The 16,872-nt window shown below is 66.4% G+C and carries 12 protein-coding genes; 1 reads left to right on the plus strand and 11 read right to left on the minus strand.

Annotated elements, in window-relative coordinates; all coding sequences use genetic code 11:
* Positions 1 to 52: 52 nt before the first annotated feature.
* Positions 53 to 973: a hypothetical protein gene (locus ACETII_RS08515; RefSeq protein ID WP_472787750.1), complete on the minus strand. Its 921-nt coding sequence runs from the start codon at positions 971 to 973 to the stop codon at positions 53 to 55.
* 263 nt (positions 974 to 1,236) lie between these two features.
* Between ACETII_RS08515 and ACETII_RS08520 the strand changes: the two genes are divergently transcribed.
* Positions 1,237 to 3,519 (plus strand): NADP-dependent malic enzyme, encoded by a 2,283-nt coding sequence (locus ACETII_RS08520; protein ID WP_472787751.1) that lies wholly within the window; start codon positions 1,237 to 1,239, stop codon positions 3,517 to 3,519.
* Positions 3,520 to 3,605: 86 nt separating this feature from the next.
* On the opposite strand, the gene hemA is transcribed toward ACETII_RS08520, so the two are convergent.
* From hemA to ACETII_RS08570, 10 genes are all read right to left on the minus strand, one after another.
* The gene (hemA, locus tag ACETII_RS08525) at positions 3,606 to 4,892 is read right to left on the minus strand and encodes a 5-aminolevulinate synthase (RefSeq protein ID WP_472787752.1); all 1,287 of its coding nucleotides are present in this window, start codon (positions 4,890 to 4,892) and stop codon (positions 3,606 to 3,608) included.
* 352 nt (positions 4,893 to 5,244) lie between these two features.
* A complete protein-coding gene (locus ACETII_RS08530; protein ID WP_472787753.1) occupies positions 5,245 to 6,630 on the minus strand; it encodes a M20/M25/M40 family metallo-hydrolase in 1,386 nt (461 codons plus the stop codon).
* Between the two features lie 268 nt (positions 6,631 to 6,898).
* Entirely contained in the window at positions 6,899 to 7,780 is an 882-nt protein-coding gene (locus ACETII_RS08535; protein ID WP_472787754.1) for a 3-hydroxybutyryl-CoA dehydrogenase, read from the minus strand.
* A gap of 181 nt (positions 7,781 to 7,961) precedes the next feature.
* Positions 7,962 to 8,906, minus strand: coding sequence for an electron transfer flavoprotein subunit alpha/FixB family protein (locus ACETII_RS08540; protein WP_363350606.1), 945 nt, complete (start codon positions 8,904 to 8,906; stop codon positions 7,962 to 7,964).
* Positions 8,907 to 8,909: 3 nt separating this feature from the next.
* Positions 8,910 to 9,656 (minus strand): electron transfer flavoprotein subunit beta/FixA family protein, encoded by a 747-nt coding sequence (locus ACETII_RS08545; RefSeq protein ID WP_472787755.1) that lies wholly within the window; start codon positions 9,654 to 9,656, stop codon positions 8,910 to 8,912.
* A 141-nt stretch (positions 9,657 to 9,797) separates the two neighbouring features.
* Positions 9,798 to 10,643 carry a rhomboid family intramembrane serine protease gene (locus tag ACETII_RS08550; protein ID WP_472788140.1) on the minus strand — a complete coding sequence of 282 codons (846 nt, stop codon included), beginning with the start codon at positions 10,641 to 10,643 and terminating at the stop codon, positions 9,798 to 9,800.
* 63 nt (positions 10,644 to 10,706) lie between these two features.
* Positions 10,707 to 12,134: a lipopolysaccharide biosynthesis protein gene (locus ACETII_RS08555; RefSeq protein ID WP_472787756.1), complete on the minus strand. Its 1,428-nt coding sequence runs from the start codon at positions 12,132 to 12,134 to the stop codon at positions 10,707 to 10,709.
* Positions 12,135 to 12,291: 157 nt separating this feature from the next.
* Complete coding sequence (locus ACETII_RS08560; RefSeq protein ID WP_472787757.1) at positions 12,292 to 15,495, minus strand: isoleucine--tRNA ligase; 3,204 nt, start codon at positions 15,493 to 15,495, stop codon at positions 12,292 to 12,294.
* Positions 15,496 to 15,722: 227 nt separating this feature from the next.
* Positions 15,723 to 16,016, minus strand: a complete 294-nt coding sequence (locus tag ACETII_RS08565; RefSeq protein WP_363350614.1) for a hypothetical protein — start codon at positions 16,014 to 16,016, stop codon at positions 15,723 to 15,725.
* A gap of 80 nt (positions 16,017 to 16,096) precedes the next feature.
* Positions 16,097 to 16,795: an arylesterase gene (locus tag ACETII_RS08570; RefSeq protein ID WP_472787758.1), complete on the minus strand. Its 699-nt coding sequence runs from the start codon at positions 16,793 to 16,795 to the stop codon at positions 16,097 to 16,099.
* Positions 16,796 to 16,872: the final 77 nt, after the last annotated feature.

A 16,872-nucleotide genomic window follows, 5' to 3' on the forward strand; every position in this document is an offset into this window, starting at 1 on the left:
GGATCGGCACGCCGAGCAGCCAGAGTAATACAGAACGTCCCATCTTTCCCTCCTACCAGCGCGTCAGTTCTGCGAGCCCGACATTCTCGTCACGGTGGCGTCCGCCGAGCGCCGCGCCGCCCCAGGCCGAGGCTGCGGCGAGCAGCATGGCCGCCGCGGCGATGAAGCTCGCCAATATGCCGGCCTTGCGCGCCTTGTCGGCAAGCTCCTTGGCGCGGGCGTTGTCGTCGCGCACCTGCTGCGCGAGCATGTCGACGCGGGCCCGGGCGTCAGTCGGGCTCACGCCGGTCGAAGCCAGCATGTTTTGCAGAAATGTGCGGTCTTCGTTGCTGATCTCGCCCGTGGCCTGGCCACGCGCGACGACCCGCGAGATGATCTGCCGGGTGTCCGCCATAGCGGCGCCAGTTGCGGCCGTCGCGCCGGCTGGCGCGCCGCCCCGCGCGGCGGGGGCCATTGGCGCGGCGCCGCCGTCGCCGCGCATCAGCGTATCGACCCGGTAATCCACGGGGCTCGTTGACAGTCCCGCTTTCTGCGCCTGCTGGCTCGCCGCATCCACGCCGGCCTTGCCGAGGTCATAGAGCGACGACCCGGCCGCGAAGGCGATGATGAGCATGCTGACGCCCCAGACGACGAGGCCATGCGCGCCGTCGCGGACTTCCGCCTCCTCGCGCGGGACGCTTGGATTGCGCGCGCGCAGCCGTCCGCAGACATATCCGCCGGCGGCGTAGCTCGCGACCGTGACCCAGAGCACCCACAGGGCCAGCGCGATGGCGTGGGTGAGCGGCGAGGCGCCTTCGTAGGGAGAGGCCAGGGAGAGGCCGATGCCCGAGCCGAAGGCCGCCAGAACAAAGGTGATCGCCGTGGCGACCGCGACGCCCGCGAGAATGGCGCCCCAATCGACGGCGGTGATGCGCGAGAGCGCCGCGCTCTCGACGGGCGCGGGCGTTACGCCCGGCCGAATGACGTCCGTCATGATCGCCTCCTAGCGCAATCCGAGCAGGGACAGGATCGCCATGACGACCACGACCATTCCAACGAGATAAATGATGCTGTTCATCGTCGCCTCCTTTGGGCGCGCGGAACCTCGCGGCGCGCGCGAGAGATGCTGGAACCAGAGACGGGCGCGAATGTTCCGCGGCGCGGCAGGGAGGGGCCGGCCGCAGCCTTGTGAAGCTTCTTGCTTCGGCGCTATGTTGCGCCGCGAAAAGGCCGACGCGCGGGAAGGGTTCGAAGAGAATGGCGACAGACAAGACGACGGGGCAGGAGCGCCCGATTTTCTCCGACAAGGAGGCGCTGCTTTTTCACTCCCGCGGCCGCCCGGGCAAGCTCGCCGTCGTCGCGACCAAGCCCATGGCGACGCAGCGCGATCTCTCGCTCGCCTATTCGCCGGGCGTCGCCGCGCCCGTGCTCGCCATCGCCCAGGACCCGTCGCTCGCCTTCGATTACACCACGCGCGGCAATATGGTCGCGGTCATCACCAATGGCACCGCCATTCTGGGGCTGGGCGACCTCGGCCCGCTCGCGGCGAAGCCCGTCATGGAAGGCAAGGCGGCGTTGTTCAAGCGCTTCGCCGACATCGATTCGATCGACCTCGAGGTCGACGCCAAGAACATCGACGATTTCGTCAACGCCGTGCGCTATCTCGGCCCCTCCTTCGGGGGCATTAATCTCGAGGACATCAAGGCGCCCGAGTGCTTCGTGATCGAGGAACGCCTGCGCGATCTGATGGACATTCCGGTCTTTCACGACGACCAGCATGGCACGGCGATCATTTCCGCCGCCGGTCTCATCAATGCGCTGCGGCTCACGGGGCGCGACATCAAGACGGCGAAGCTCGTGTGCAACGGCGCCGGCGCCGCCGGCATCGCCTGTCTCGATCTCGCCAAGGCCTTGGGCTTCGATCCGCGCAATGTGATCCTTTGCGACACCAAGGGCGTCGTCTATCGCGGCCGCCAGGAGGGCATGAATCAGTGGAAGAGCGCCCACGCCGTCGACACCAAGGCGCGCACGCTCGCCGAAGCGCTCGAGGGCGCGGATATATTCTACGGGCTTTCGGTTAAGGGCGCGCTGACGCCGGAAATGCTGAACTCCATGGCGGCCGATCCGATCATTTTCGCCATGGCCAATCCGGACCCCGAGATCACCCCGGAAGAAGCGCGCGCGGCGCGGCCCGACGCGATCATTGCGACGGGGCGCTCGGACTACCCGAACCAGATCAACAACGTCCTGGGCTTTCCCTACATCTTCCGCGGCGCGCTCGACGTGCGCGCCAAGACCATCAATATGGAGATGAAGATCGCCGCGGTGCAGGCGCTCGCCGATCTCGCGCGCGAGGACGTGCCGGACGAAGTCGCCAACGCTTACCGCGGCGCGCGTCCGCGCTTTGGCCGCGATTATCTCATCCCGGCGCCCTTCGATCCGCGCCTGATCTCGGTCGTGCCGCCGGCGGTCGCGCGCGCGGCGATGGATTCCGGCGTGGCGCGCCGGCCGATCGTCGACATGAAAGCCTATCGCCATGAGCTGTCGGCGCGGCGCGATCCGATCGCCGGGCTCATGCAGACGATCTACGAGCGCGTGCGCCGCGAGCCCAAGCGCGTCGTCTTCGCGGAGGGCGAGGAGCAACAGGTCATTCGCGCCGCCGTCGCTTTCGTCAATCAGGGGCTCGGAACGGCGGTGCTCGTCGGCCGCGAGGACCGCGTCCGCCAAAACGCCGCCAACGCCGGCGTGGAGCTCATCGACGGCATCGAAATTCACAACGCCAAGCTCTCGAGCCGCAACGCGGTCTATGCGCAATTCCTGTTCGAGCGGCTGCAGCGCAAGGGCTTTCTGCTGCGCGACTGCCAGCGCCTGATCAATCAGGACCGCAATCACTTCGCCGCCGCCATGGTGGCGCGCGGCGACGCCGACGCGATGGTCACCGGCGTGACGCGCAATTTCTCCAATGCGCTCGAAGAAGTGCGCCGCGTCGTCGATCACAAACCCGGCCACCGCGTCATCGGCGTGTCGCTGATCCTCGCCAAGGGCCGCGTCGTCGTGGTCGCGGACACGGCGATCACCGAATTGCCCGAGGCGGAGGAGCTTGCGGAAATCGCCGTGGAGGCGGCGGGCGTCGCGCGTCGCATCGGCTTGACGCCGCGCGTCGCCATGCTCGCCTTCTCGACCTTCGGCTATCCGCCGGGCGAACGCACGGCGCGCGTCCATCAGGCGGTGCGCGTGCTCGACCAGCGCCGCGTCGATTTCGAATATGAGGGCGAGATGGGCGCCGACATCGCGCTCAACCGCGAGCTGATGAGCGCCTATCCCTTCTCGAGGCTCACCGATACGGCGAATGTGCTCATCATGCCGGCCTTCCACTCGGCGGCGATCTCGACGAAGATGCTGCAGGAGCTTGGCGACGCCACCGTGCTCGGCCCGCTGATCGTCGGCCTCGACAAGCCGATCCAGATCGTCCAGCTCGGCGCGACCGACACGGAGATCGTCAATATGGCGGCCATCGCCGCCTTCGGAATCGGGGGATAGAGCCGGCCTTTCGTCATGGCCGGGGCTTGGCCCGGCCATCCACGCCGGCGGACGCCCGGCTCAAGGCCGGGCATGAGGACGTAAACTTACTGCGCCGCGAGCTTGATCTCGGGATAGCTGCAACGCTCGGCGCTCTTCTCGTCGACATGCAGATGCGACGGCGGCTCCACGAAGGGAATGCCGAGCGTATGCCAGACGTCGACCACCGCCTCGACGAGATGGGCGATGTGCTCATGCGTGTGGCGCGGCGTCGGCGTGATGCGCAGGCGCTCCGAGCCCTTTGCGACGGTCGGATAGTTGATCGGCTGGATATAAATGTGGTGGCGCGTGAGCAGCAGATCGCTCGCGGCCTTGCAGAGCTCCGCGTCGCGCACCATCACCGGCACGATATGCGAACCGTTCTCCAGCACAGGGAGGCCGGCCGCCGAAAGCGCATGCTTGGCGATATGGGCGGCGCGCTGATGCGCGGTGCGCAGATCGGGCCGGCGCTTGAGCAGACGCACGGCCGCGCAGGCGGCGGCGGCGACCGACGGCGGCAGCGCCGTGGTGAAGATGAAGGCGCCCGCATAGGACCGGATCGCGTCAATGACCACGGCGTCGCCGGCGACATAGCCGCCCATGGTGCCGAAGCCCTTGGCGAGCGTGCCCTCGATCACGTCGATGCGGTCCATGACGCCGGCCTGTTCGCAGACGCCGCCGCCGCGCGCGCCATACATGCCGACGGCGTGCACTTCGTCGACGTAGGTCATGGCGCCATAGCGCTCGGCGAGCGCGGCGATCTCGGCGACCGGCGCGACATTGCCGTTCATGGAATAGAGGCTCTCGAAGACGACGAGCTTGGGGCGGTCGCCGGCTTCGATCAACAGCTCTTCGAGATGCGCGAGGTCGTTGTGTCTAAAGATCTTCCTCTCCGCGCGCGACCGCTTCACGCCCTCGATCATCGAATTGTGATTCGAGGCGTCGGAGAGGATGAGGCAGTTCGGCAGCAGATCGGCGATGGTCGAGATCGCGGCCAGATTGGAGATCCAGCCGGAGGTGAAGACGAGCGCCGCCTCCTTGCCATGCAGGTCGGCGAGCTCGCGCTCCAGCTCGACAATGGCGTGGCTCGTGCCGGAGATGTTGCGCGTGCCGCCCGCGCCGGCGCCAACCTTGCTGGCCGTCTCGACCATGGCGGCGATCACTTCGGGATGCTGCCCCATGCCGAGGTAGTCGTTGGAGCACCAGACGGTGACGTCCTCGATCGAGCCGTCGTCGCGATGCCATTTCGCGAGAGGGAAACTATCGACGTCCCGCTCAAGGTGAGCGAAGACGCGGTAACGACGTTCGGTCTTCAGACGGGAGACGGCCGCCTCGAAATATCGCCGATACACCATGTAACGAACCCTCGATCTTCTCACGCCCATCGCACCGGCATCGGCCCCGTCCCGCCTGCAAGCCAGTTTGGACGATTTCTTACATAGCCGATCCTCGGCCGGATTGCGAGCGGCGGATTGCCGCGTATTTGCAGGGTTTTGCGCCTTTGGCCAATAGCCGCCGGCCGCGCGTGGCGTGGCGCCACAGCCGCTATCTCTTCGCGCGTCAACGATCTACGCGGCCGCGGCCGCGCCGGCGACTGGTCGGTCGCTTGGCGCGTCGTCATTTGCGCCGGGCTTGATCGCCGCGCCCGCGTTTCGATCGCTGGTTACCAGCTCCATTCACGAGGGCGCCCGAAGGCCCGGCGCGGCCTCACCCGGCCAGCGCATCCAAGACCCGCGCCCAGCTCCGCGTCCCCTTGTGGAACGACGTGTAGCTGTATTTTTCGTTGGGTGAGTGGATGCGGTCGTCTTCGAGCGCGAAACCGATCATCAGCGCGTCCATGCCGAGGTCGCGCTTGAAGGCGCCGACGATGGGGATCGAGCCGCCGCAGCCGACGAGGGCGGCGTCCTTGCCCCATTCCTCGGCGAGCGCGCGGCGGGCGCGGCTCAACGCCTCCGAGCCGAAGGGCAATTGCAGGGCGCCGGACGCCCCGTGCGAGATGAATTCGGCCTTGGCGTCGGCGGGCAGGCGCTCGCGCACGAAGGCGCGGAAGCTCTCCATGACCGCCTTGGGGTCCTGCGACCCGACGAGGCGGAACGAGAACTTCGCCGACGCCTGCGCGGGCAGCACGGTCTTGGAGCCCTTGCCGGTATAGCCGCCGACAATGCCGTTGACGTCGCAGGTCGGCCGCGCCCAGATCTGCTCGATGACGCCGCGGCCCGCTTCGCCGCCGACATGGGTGAGGCCGAGGCCGGCGAGAAAAGCTCGCTCGTCGAAGTCGAGGTTGCGCCACTGCTCGGCGATGTCTTCGGGGAGCTCCGGCACGCCGGCGTAGAAGCCCGGCAGCGTCACCTTGCCCTCCGCGTCGTGCAGATCGGCGACGATCCTGGCGAGCACGTGGATGGGATTGAGCACCGGCCCGCCGAACATGCCGGAATGGAGGTCGTGGCTTGGCCCCGTGATGATCACTTCCTCCTGCGCGAGGCCGCGCAGCATGACGGTGATCGCGGGCGTCGAAGCGTTCCACATGCCGGTGTCGCAAACGAGCGCAATGGCCGGCTCCGACAGCTCGGCCTTATGCGCCGCGAGGAAATCCGGAAGCGAGGGCGAGCCCGTCTCCTCTTCGCCTTCGAAGAGAAAAGTCACACTGCAGGGCAGGCCGCCATTCGCCTCGAAAGCCCGGCAGGCCTCGACGAAGGTCATGAGCTGCCCCTTGTCGTCGGAAGCGCCGCGCGCGACGATTTCCTTGCCGTCCTTGCCGTCGGCCAGGCGCGGCGCGAAGGGATCGCTCCGCCACAGTTCCAGCGGGTCCGCCGGCTGCACGTCGTAATGGCCGTAGAACAGCACATGCGGCGCGTCCTTGCGCTTGGCCCTGGCGTGGCCGACGACGATCGGATGCCCCGGCGTTTCGCGCACCTCCGCGGAATAGCCCAGGCCCTTGAGTTCGTCCGCGAGCCAGTTGGCGGCCCGCAGGCAGTGCTGCGTATAGGCGGGATCGGTCGAGACCGACGGGATGCTCAAGAGGTCGAAGAGACGCTTCGTCGACGCGGGGAGATTGGCGTCGATCGTATTCAGGATGGCGTCGATGCTGGCCATGGAATCAGATCCTTCGCAGTTGATGCGAAGCTAGTGCGAAGTGGGGCCCGAGAAAAGCCGCAAGAGCAGGCGCGCTTAGAGGGATCGGGACTGCCTTCGCCCTAACCCCCGGGCCAAGCGGGAGAGGGAATGCGGCGTGCGAACGCGTGGCCGACGAAGGCCCGCACGCGCAGAGAGCGGCGGGGGTGAGGCTTTAGGAATGATCCGGCGCCGAGCAAGGCGGCGCATCGGGGCCGTTGCGGCCCCGCAGCCTGTCTCAGAAGCCGCGTCAACGCGTTGGGGTCGGGGTGCCGCTGCGGTAGTCGTAGAAGCCGCGCTGGGTCTTCTTGCCGAGCCAGCCGGCCTCGACATATTTCACCAGCAGCGGGCAGGGCCGATACTTCGTGTCGGCGAGGCCCTCGTGCAGCACCTGCATCACCGAGAGGCAGGTGTCGAGGCCGATGAAATCGGCGAGTTGCAGCGGTCCCATCGGGTGATTGGCCCCGAGCCGCATCGCGGTGTCGATCGCCTCGACCGAGCCCACGCCTTCATAAAGCGTGTAGATCGCCTCATTGATCATCGGCAGCAGGATGCGGTTGACGATGAAGGCCGGGAAGTCCTCGGCCACGGTCACCGTCTTGCCGAGCTTGGCGCAGAAGGCCTTGGCCTCTTCGAAAGTGACGTCGTCCGTGGCGATGCCGCGGATGAGCTCCACGAGCTGCATGCGCGGCACGGGATTCATGAAATGAATGCCGATGAAGCGCTCGGGGCGGCCGGTGATGGCGGCGAGCCGGGTGATCGAGATCGAGGAGGTGTTGGAGGCGATGATGCCGTCCGGCTTCACGACCTGGGCGACGTCGGAAAGGATCTTGCGCTTGACCTCTTCATTCTCCGTGGCGGCCTCGATGACGATGTCGCATTCGCGGAAATCCTGGAGAGCCGGCGCGGCGGAAATATGCGGCAAAGCGGCCTCGACGGCCTCGCGCGCGAGGAAGCCGCGCTCGACCGCCTTTTTCATCTGAACGCCGATGTCCTTGACGCCGTTTTCGATTCGGTCCGCCGTGACGTCATTGAGGGCGACGTCCAGGCCGGAGAGCGCGCAGACATGCGCGATGCCCTTGCCCATCTGGCCTGCGCCGATAACGCCGACTTTGCGAATTTCGAAGCTCATAATTCGAACACCCACGCGAGAGGACCGCCGGAAAGAGCGGGACGGCTGCGATGCAATGCGGCCACGTTGCAGTGCAATATAACGCGGCGCGAGGCCGAATGAAAACTGGCAAGCTTGAAAAATCGAGAAGTGGCGCTCTCCGCCGCCCGGGTAAAGTCCCGGGCGGCGGATGGATCGAGACTTACTTGCCGAGCTTGGCGAGCTCGGCGTCGAGCTCGGGCACGGCCTGGAACAGATCCGCCACGAGACCGTAATCGGCGACCTGGAAGATCGGCGCCTCTTCGTCCTTGTTGATCGCGACGATGATCTTCGAGTCCTTCATGCCGGCGAGATGCTGGATCGCGCCGGAAATGCCGACGGCGATATAGAGCTCCGGCGCGACGGCCTTGCCGGTCTGGCCGACCTGCAGGTCGTTGGGCGCATAGCCGGCGTCGACCGCGGCGCGGGAGGCGCCGATCGCGGCGTTGAGACGGTTGGCCACCGGATCGAGAACCTTGTGGAAGTTCTCGGCCGAGGCGAGCGCGCGGCCGCCCGAGATGATGATGCGGGCCGAGGTGAGCTCCGGACGCTCGGACTTGGCGAGCTCCTCGCTCTTGAAGGCGGAGACGCCGGGATTGGCGGCGCCGCCAAGGGTCTCGACCGGGGCCGAGCCGCCCTCGGGCGCCGCCGCAAAGGCCGTGGTGCGCACGGTGATCACCTTCTTGGCGTCCTTGGCGCGGACCGTCTGGACGGCGTTGCCGGCGTAGATCGGCCGCTCGAAAGTGTCGGGCGAAACGACCTTGATGATGTCGGAGACCTGGGCGACGTCGAGCAGCGCCGCAACGCGCGGCAGCACGTTCTTGGTCGCGCTGGTCGAGGGGGCGAGGATCACGTCATAGGACGGCGCAAGGCTGACGATCAGCGCCGCGACCGGCTCAGCGAGCACGTGGTCGAGGGCGGCGTCCTCGGCGTAGAGCACTTTTTCGACGCCCGTCAGCTTCGCGGCCTGGTCGGCGGCGCCCTTCAGGCCGGGGCCGACGACGAGAATATGGACGGGGCCGCCGATCTCCTGAGCGGCGGCAAGCGCCTTGGCGGTCGCGGGCGCGAGCGCGCCATTGGCGGTTTCGGCGAGAAGCAGAATGGCCATTTTTTAGAGAACTCCCGCTTCCTTGAGCTTCGAGACGAGTTCGGCGACCGAGCCGACCTTCACGCCCGCCGAGCGGGACGCAGGCTCTGCGGTCTTCAGCACTTCGAGGCGCGGCGCGATGTCGACGCCAAAGTCGGACGGCGCCTTGACGGCGACTTCCTTCTTCTTCGCCTTGATGATGTTGGGAAGGCTGGCGTAGCGCGGCTCGTTGAGGCGCAGGTCGGTGGTGACGACGGCGGGGAGCTTCAGGCTGACCGTCTGCAGGCCGCCGTCGATCTCGCGCGTGACGTCGACCGAGCCGTCGGCGACGTTCACCTTGGAGGCGAAGGTGCCCTGGCCCCAGCCGAGCAGGGCCGCGAGCATCTGGCCGGTCTGGTTGGAGTCGTCGTCGATCGCCTGCTTGCCGAGAATGATGAGGCCGGGCTGCTCCTCCGCGGCGATTTTCGCTAGGATCTTGGCGACCGCCAGCGGCTCCACCGTCTCGTCGGTCTTGACCAGAACGCCACGGTCGGCGCCCATGGCGAGCGCGGTGCGCAGCGTCTCGTCCGCCTTGGCCGGGCCGATGGAGACGACGACGATTTCTGTCGCCTTGCCGGCTTCCTTGAGGCGCAGCGCCTCTTCGACGGCGATTTCGTCGAAGGGATTCATGGACATTTTGACGTTGGCGAGATCGACGCCGGAGCCGTCGGGCTTGACCCGGATTTTAACGTTGTAGTCGACGACCCGTTTAACGGGCACGAGAATCTTCATCGCGCGACCCCTGGAGATGACGGCGGACGCTATCGCGCCCCTGACCTTGTAAAACTGTGGCGGTCTGGTAACGGGCGTCCGCGCGCAAGTCAAACGAAGAGGCTCGAGCCGGGCCCGAGCCCTCGTCCGGCCTTAAATTTTTTAGCCCTCGAGTCCGGTTTCCTCGGGCGGAGCCGTTTTCTCGCGCGGCGGCGCGGGCGGCGCGCGGTTGGGGCCGCGGTCGAACAGCGGATGGCTGCGCCTTTTGAAGATCGGCGTCAGCGCCAGCCCGGCGACGATGCCGCCGACATGCGCCATCCAGGCGACATGGCTCTCGCCGCCGCCCCAGCTGGCGTTCACGAGCTGCAGCGCCGCCCAGGCGCCAATGAACAGAAAGCCCGAGGCGTGAAAGGCGAAGAGCGGCGGCTTCAAGCCGAAGAGCGGCCGCGTCGGCGACCTCGACCCGTCGGCGAGGGTGATGAGCCAATAGGGGAACATGACAAAGGTCAGCGGCGGGAAAAAGCCCGTGACCGTCGCGCGCGGATAGAGCAGCAGAAAGGCGGCGCAGACCCCCGAAATGGCGCTCGACGCGCCAACGAGCGGCGTGATCGATTGAGGCGTCGCATAGATATAGAAGACGCCGGCCATGATCCCGCAGGAGAGATAAAACAGCAGATAATGCAGCGAGCCCATGGCGTCCTCGACATTGTCGCCGAAGACGTAGAGGAAGAGCATGTTGCTGCCGAGATGCAGGAGCGAGGAGTGGAAGAAGAGCGCGGTGACCAGAGTCGCCGGCGCGGGCGGCCCCACCACCCAGTCGGCGAGATTGGCCTCGCCGAACAGCACTCTCGGAATGATTGCGAATCCGCGCATGATGGTCAGCGGATCGCCCAGCGCCTCGTTGTGGACCAGGAGGAAAATGACCACATTGATGGCGATCAGCGCATGATTGACGATGGGCCGCTTCAGATGGCGCAGCGGCGCGTCGTCGTAAAGCGGCATGACCATCGCTGACACCTCGTCCTGTTCCCGAACAACCCAATGCCTAACATAAGCGCGCCCGCGCCCATGTCACGCTCTTACGCGGCGCGCCCGCACCCAGGCGAGGACGTAAGCGCGCAGCCCGACGATGTCGAAGATGAGAACCATCGCCCCGTAAATGGCGACGCCGGCGGCGATCTGGAGGATCAGCGTCGGAAAGCCCGGCGCCATGCCGCGCATCGGCGTCAAAGCGAGGAACATCACGGCCGTCCCGACGATGGCCGCGGAAAGATCCCAAAAGGACGGCCAGACCGGCTGGGCCCTCAGCGCGAAATAAATCGTCGCCGCCAGGGCGGCGACATAGCCCGCCGCCTGGGCGACGGCGAGATTGGAGGCGTCTTTTCCCCAGGGCAGAACGAACAGGAAGAGAGTCGAGACAAGGGCGGCCGCGACGGCCGCGACGACCAGCGGCGCCGTGCGCTTGCTGATCTGGAAAACAGGGTTCACCCCGAAATTGATCATGCCCATGGCGAAGAGACCGGGCAGCAGCAGGCCGAGATAATGGCCGAAGGGGCCGCGGAATTGCCCCGGCACGATCAGCGCCTCGACCGAGGGCATCACGAGCCAAAGCCCCACGCAGGCCGGCAGCAGAAAGGCGAAGACGACGCCCATGTTGTGCGCGACCTGCTCCCGCGCCCGGCGTTCGCCGTGCTCCTCATGGGCGGCGACGGCGATCTGAAACAACAGGACGTCGAGCGCCGAGCCAAAGGCCATGACGGCGCGCAGGCCGAGGTCATAGGCGAGGGCGAACTGGCCGGTTTCGGCGAAGTCGTACACGCTCGCGACGATCGAGCGCGCCGCGAGCGGCATGACCTGATAGAGCAGATGCGCCGCGACAATCGGCGCGCTATAGGCCATGAGCAGCTTCACGGTCTCGATTTGCGCGTCGCGACAGCGGACGCCCGGATCGCGCAACGCCTCGCGGGCGAAAAACACCGTGCCGAGCAGGCTGACGACGCCGCCCGCAAGCGCCACGCCCGCCGAACGGAAGAGCCAGGCGCCGGCGCCGATGAGGACGAAGGCCAACAGGTTCTTGACGAGAACCAGCCGCCCATAGGCGGCGTCCTCGAAGCGCGCGCGGGCGAGCGCCGTCGAATAGTCGAACAGTCCATTGGCCGTCGCCGTGAGGAGCGCGAGCAGGATGAGTTCATTGTCGAAGTCGAGCCGCGGACCGATGAGCGAATACAGAACCGTCGTGACGAACAGAAACAGCGTGACGGCGAGAAACGACGTGCCGAGCGTCGAGCGGATGATCGGGTCGTTCTCGCGCGTGCGCTGGGAGTAGAAGCGCGTCGCGGAAAGCCGCAGCCAGTCATAGAGCGCCGTCTGCACCACGACGGCGATGGAGAAGGCGAGCGCGAACCGCCCGTATTCCTCGGGGCCGAGAAATTTCGCGACCACCAGGCCGATAATGAAATTGGTGATGGTGTTGGCGAGGAAGGCGAGGAGGACTTTCACGTCAAGCCGGGCCCCCCTCCCCGAACCGGCGGTCTGGGGAAAAGATCGTTGCTCGCCCGATGGGAGATGCGAATGTCGCCGCCTTGCCATCCGTCCCGGCAAGGGGGAGGGATGGGAACCCCTTCATTCGGCGCATGGGTGAGTCCATGGTCGCCGCTCAGCCGCTCCAGCGCCCGAGCGCCTTCAGTTCGCGCAGCGCCTGGGCGTCGCGCGGCGTGACGTCCGGAAAGTCCGGCTCGGCCGTCGCGGGGTCGAAATATTTCCAGGAGCGGGCGCATTTGACGCCCGGCGCCCGTCTCGGGACCACGGCGACGCCGCCGACCTCGGGCAGCCGGAAGGCCTCCGCCGGCCCGTCGCCGGCGACGATCTCGATGTCGGAGACGATGCAGATCTCCGCGAAATCGACCCCGTCCAGCTCCATGCGCAGCTTGCCGTCGGCGATATAGACGAGCGGCGCGGCCTCGAGCGACGATCCGATGCGCTTTTGCGCGCGCTCGATCTCGAGCGCTCCGGTCACGACCGAGCGGATGGCGCGCACGCCCTCCCATTTCCTCGCCAGCGCCTCGTCGCGCCAATGGGACGGAACGTCGGGGAAGGTCTCGACATGCACGGACAGGGCGTCCGGATAGCGCGAGAGCCACGCTTCCTCCGCCGTGAAGACGAGGATCGGCGCGAGCCAGGTCGTCACGCAGCGGAAGATATGCTCGATCACGGCGAGCGCCGCCTTGCGCTTCACGCTCGACGGCGGCTCGCAATAGAGCGCGTCCTTGCGAATGTCGAAATAGAAGGCGGAGAGATCCGTCGTCATGAAGGGCGTGAGCAGCGCCACGACGCGCTTGTAGTCATAGGCCGCATAGGCCGAGCGGATGTGGGCGTCCATCTCGACAAGGCGATGCAGCATCAGCCTTTCGAGTTCGCTCGCATGCGCGAGCGCGGCTTCGTCGTCGGCGCCGTAATGGGCGAGCGCGCCGATCATCCAGCGCAGCGTATTGCGCAATTTGCGATAGAGATCGACAAAGGTTTTCAAAATCTCTGGGCCGACGCGCAGATCGTCGGCGTAATCCGAGGCCGCGACCCACAGGCGCAGAATGTCGGCCCCCGAATCGGCGATGACCTTTTGCGGCGCGACCACATTGCCGAGCGACTTCGACATCTTGCGGCCCTTCTCGTCGAGCACGAAGCCATGCGTCAGCACGGCGTCATAGGGCGCGCGGCCGCGCGTGCCGCAGCTTTCGAGAAGGGAGGAATGGAACCAGCCGCGATGCTGGTCCGAGCCTTCGAGATACATCACCTCGTCTTCCCCGCCGTCGCGCTTTCTGTGAATGCCGGCGAGCGCGGGGAAGTTCTCGGGATCATCGAGCACGAAGGCGTGGGTCGACCCTGAATCGAACCACACGTCGAGAACGTCGGCGACTTTCTCGTAATCGTCGGGATCATAGTCGGGCGCAAGGAAGCGTTCCGCGGCGCGCGTCTCGTACCAGGCGTCGGCGCCTTCCTGCTCGAAGGCCGCGACGATGCGCGCGTTCACGCGGGCGTCGACGAGAATCTCATGCGTGCCTTTCTTGACGAAGACGGCGATCGGCACGCCCCAGGCGCGCTGGCGCGAGACGACCCAGTCGGGTCGATTCGCGATCATGCCGCGAATGCGGTTCTCGCCGGCCGCCGGCGTCCATTGCGTGCGCGCGATTTCTTCGAGGGCGATCTCGCGTAGCGTTGGTCGATTTCCGCGGCCCTCGTCCTTCGAGACGGCCCTTCGGGCCTCCTCAGGATGAGGGCTCGAGACGGCCCTTCGGGCCTCCTCAGGATGAGGGTTCGAGACGGCCCTTCGGGCCTCCTCAGGATGAGGGTTCGAGACGGCCCTTCGGGCCTCCTCAGGATGAGGGTTCGGGACGGCCCCTTGGGCTTCCTCAAGATGAGGGTTCGGGACAGCCCCTTGGGCTTCCTCAAGATGAGGGTTGGATTGAGCGAAGGGCCGATCCATCGCAATGAACCACTGCGGCGTATTGCGGAAGATGACCGGCTTCTTGGAGCGCCAGCTGTGCGGGTATTGGTGCTTGAGTTTGCCCCGCGCGATCAGATTGCCGGCTTTTGCCAACTCCGCCATCACGGCGTCGTTGGCGTCGCCCTTTTCTCCCTTTTCGGTGAGCACGCGCTTGCCCGCGAAGCCCGGCGCCTCTGGCGTATAGAAGCCGTCCGCGTCGACGGTATAGGGAATGCGCGTCTCGACGCCGCTTTCGGCGAGACGGCGGCCGTTCGCCATCCAGATGTCGAAGTCCTCGCGGCCGTGGCCGGGCGCGGTATGCACGAAGCCCGTGCCGGCGTCGTCGGTCACATGGTCGCCGTCGAACAGCGGCACGTCGAAGGCGTAGCCGAGATGCGCGAGCGGATGGGCGCAGACGAGGTCGGAGAGCTCCGAGGCGGCGACGTCGCGCAGACGCTCGAAGCCTTCGACCTTCGCCGCTTTGAAGACTTCGGGAGCAAGCTTGTCGGCCAAAATGAATTTGGCGCCCGGAAAAGCCCAGTTGTTCTCGGGCGCCTCCGTCACGCGGTAGAGGCCATAGGCGATCTTCGACGAAAAGGAGATCGCGCGATTGCCCGGCAGCGTCCAGGGCGTGGTGGTCCAGATCACCACGCGCGCATCGGAGAGATCGGCGCCGGCGCCGCGCGGGATCGGGAAAGCGACCCACACCGTGTCGCTCGTATGATCCTCATATTCGACTTCGGCCTCGGCGAGCGCGGTCTTTTCGACGACCGACCACATCACCGGCTTGGAGCCGCGATAGAGCAGGCCGTTCTCGGCGAATTTCAAGATCTCGCGCGCGATGATCGCCTCGGCCGGATAGGCCATGGTGGCGTAGGGGCGATCCCATTCCCCGGCGACGCCGAGGCGCTTGAACTCCTCGCGCTGCACCGAGAGCCAATGCTCGGCATAGGCGCGGCACTCGCGGCGAAAGGCGATCATTTCGTCGGGGCGCGAGAAGTCTGGCTTCTTCTTGCCTTTGGCGCGGTAATTCTCTTCCTCGATCTTCCATTCGATCGGCAGGCCGTGGCAGTCCCAGCCCGGCACATAGACGCAGTCCTTGCCGGTCATGCGCTGGCTGCGCGTGACGACGTCCTTGAGGATTTTATTGAGCGCGTGGCCGATGTGAATGGCGCCATTGGCGTAGGGCGGCCCGTCGTGCAGGGTGAATTTCGGCCGGCCCTTCGCCGCGTCGCGCATCTTCTCGTTGAGGCCGATCTCCCGCCAGCGCTTCAGAAGTTCGGGCTCGCGCTGCGGCAGGCCGGCGCGCATCGGAAACTCGGTTGCCGGCAGATAGAGGCTCTTGGAATAGTCGGGCCCCTTGGGCGTCTCGTCGTTCATGGGTTCGCTAAACCGGGGTCGGGCGGCGCCGGGTGGGCCGGCAAGGTCCGCGTCACATAAAGGATTTGCGTAAGGAGCGCCAATCGCGCCAAAACCCGGACCCGACGCGAGACAAAGGCCTCAAGCGTGGGCCGGGCCGGTAATTCGTCTGCGCCAGGGGAACCGCATGCCTCTCTTTAGCAAGCGGCGCCCCTGCGGAAAAGCTCAAAAACCCGATGAAATCTCGCCTAGCGGAGGCGCCGGAACGGGCCGAAGCCGAGCTTGTGGGCGATCCACGCCCCGGCCCCGAGCAGAACGACCGCGGGCGCGAGGATGAGGAAGAGGCTCGAGAGGAAGAACAGGCCGAGACCGATGAAAACGAGCAGGGCGACGCCGAGGAGCAGGCTCTGGAACGGGCCCAGCTTGACGAATTTCACTTCGCCGGAGCCCGAGGAAATCCAGATGCGCGAGGTCGCGAAATCGTCCTCCGGCTTTTTTCCGGGCGGGATGATCTCGATCTCGCCTCTCGGCTCGTCGCTCATGACGCTATAACTCCCTCTTGCTGGCGCAAAGATAGGGGCTGGGCGGCCGGCCCGCAACGCCGCGCCGGCCGCCGCGGCGTCTAGCGGGCGCGCCGACCCGCGTAGCCGTAGCGTCCATAGGCGCCGAAGCCGTTCCCGGCGCCGTCGAGCGCCCGAAGCTCGCGGTCGACAAGCGGCGCCATGCGCGCGGCGATCACCTCGGACCCGGCGGCGTTGGGATGCGCTCCGTCCCTTTGCATCAGACCCGAATTGCCGAACGCGCCGTCGAGGAAAAACGGATAGAGCGGCACCTTCTCGCGTGCGGCGAGCGCAGGGTAGAGCGAATCGAAGCGCTGCTTGTAGGTCGGATCGCGCTTCGGCAGCGACAGCATGCCGGCGAGGATGACTCGCGCGCCTTGCGCCTTGCTATGCGCGATGATGGTTTGCAGATTGCGGTAGACGACGCCGGGTTCGACGTCGCTTCTCATGTCGTTGCCGCCGAGCTCGACGATCACGAGATCCGCCCCGCGGCTGAAGGCCAGCGGAATGCGATCCACGCCGACGGCCGTATCGTCGCCGGCGCGCGAGCTGTTCATGACTTGCACGTCGCCGTGTCCGCGGCGATAGAGCTGCCGACGCAGCGACCAGGCGAAGCCGGTTCCTTCCGGCAGATCGAAGCCAGAGGCCAGACTGTCACCGAAGATGAGCACGCGCTTGAGAGGGCGCGCCTGCGCCGCGTCCAAGCAGGCGAAAAGGAAGAGAGAAAGTAAAGCGGCCAGGAGCCGCTCGGCGCCGCGCATGATCATCCTCCATGCCGGAAGCAGTCAGCCCTGCAAGGAGGCTAGGGCCGGCTCAGCGCGGACCAAGCGAAGCGGGA

This window comes from Methylocystis sp. NC52PC, from assembly GCF_055698645.1.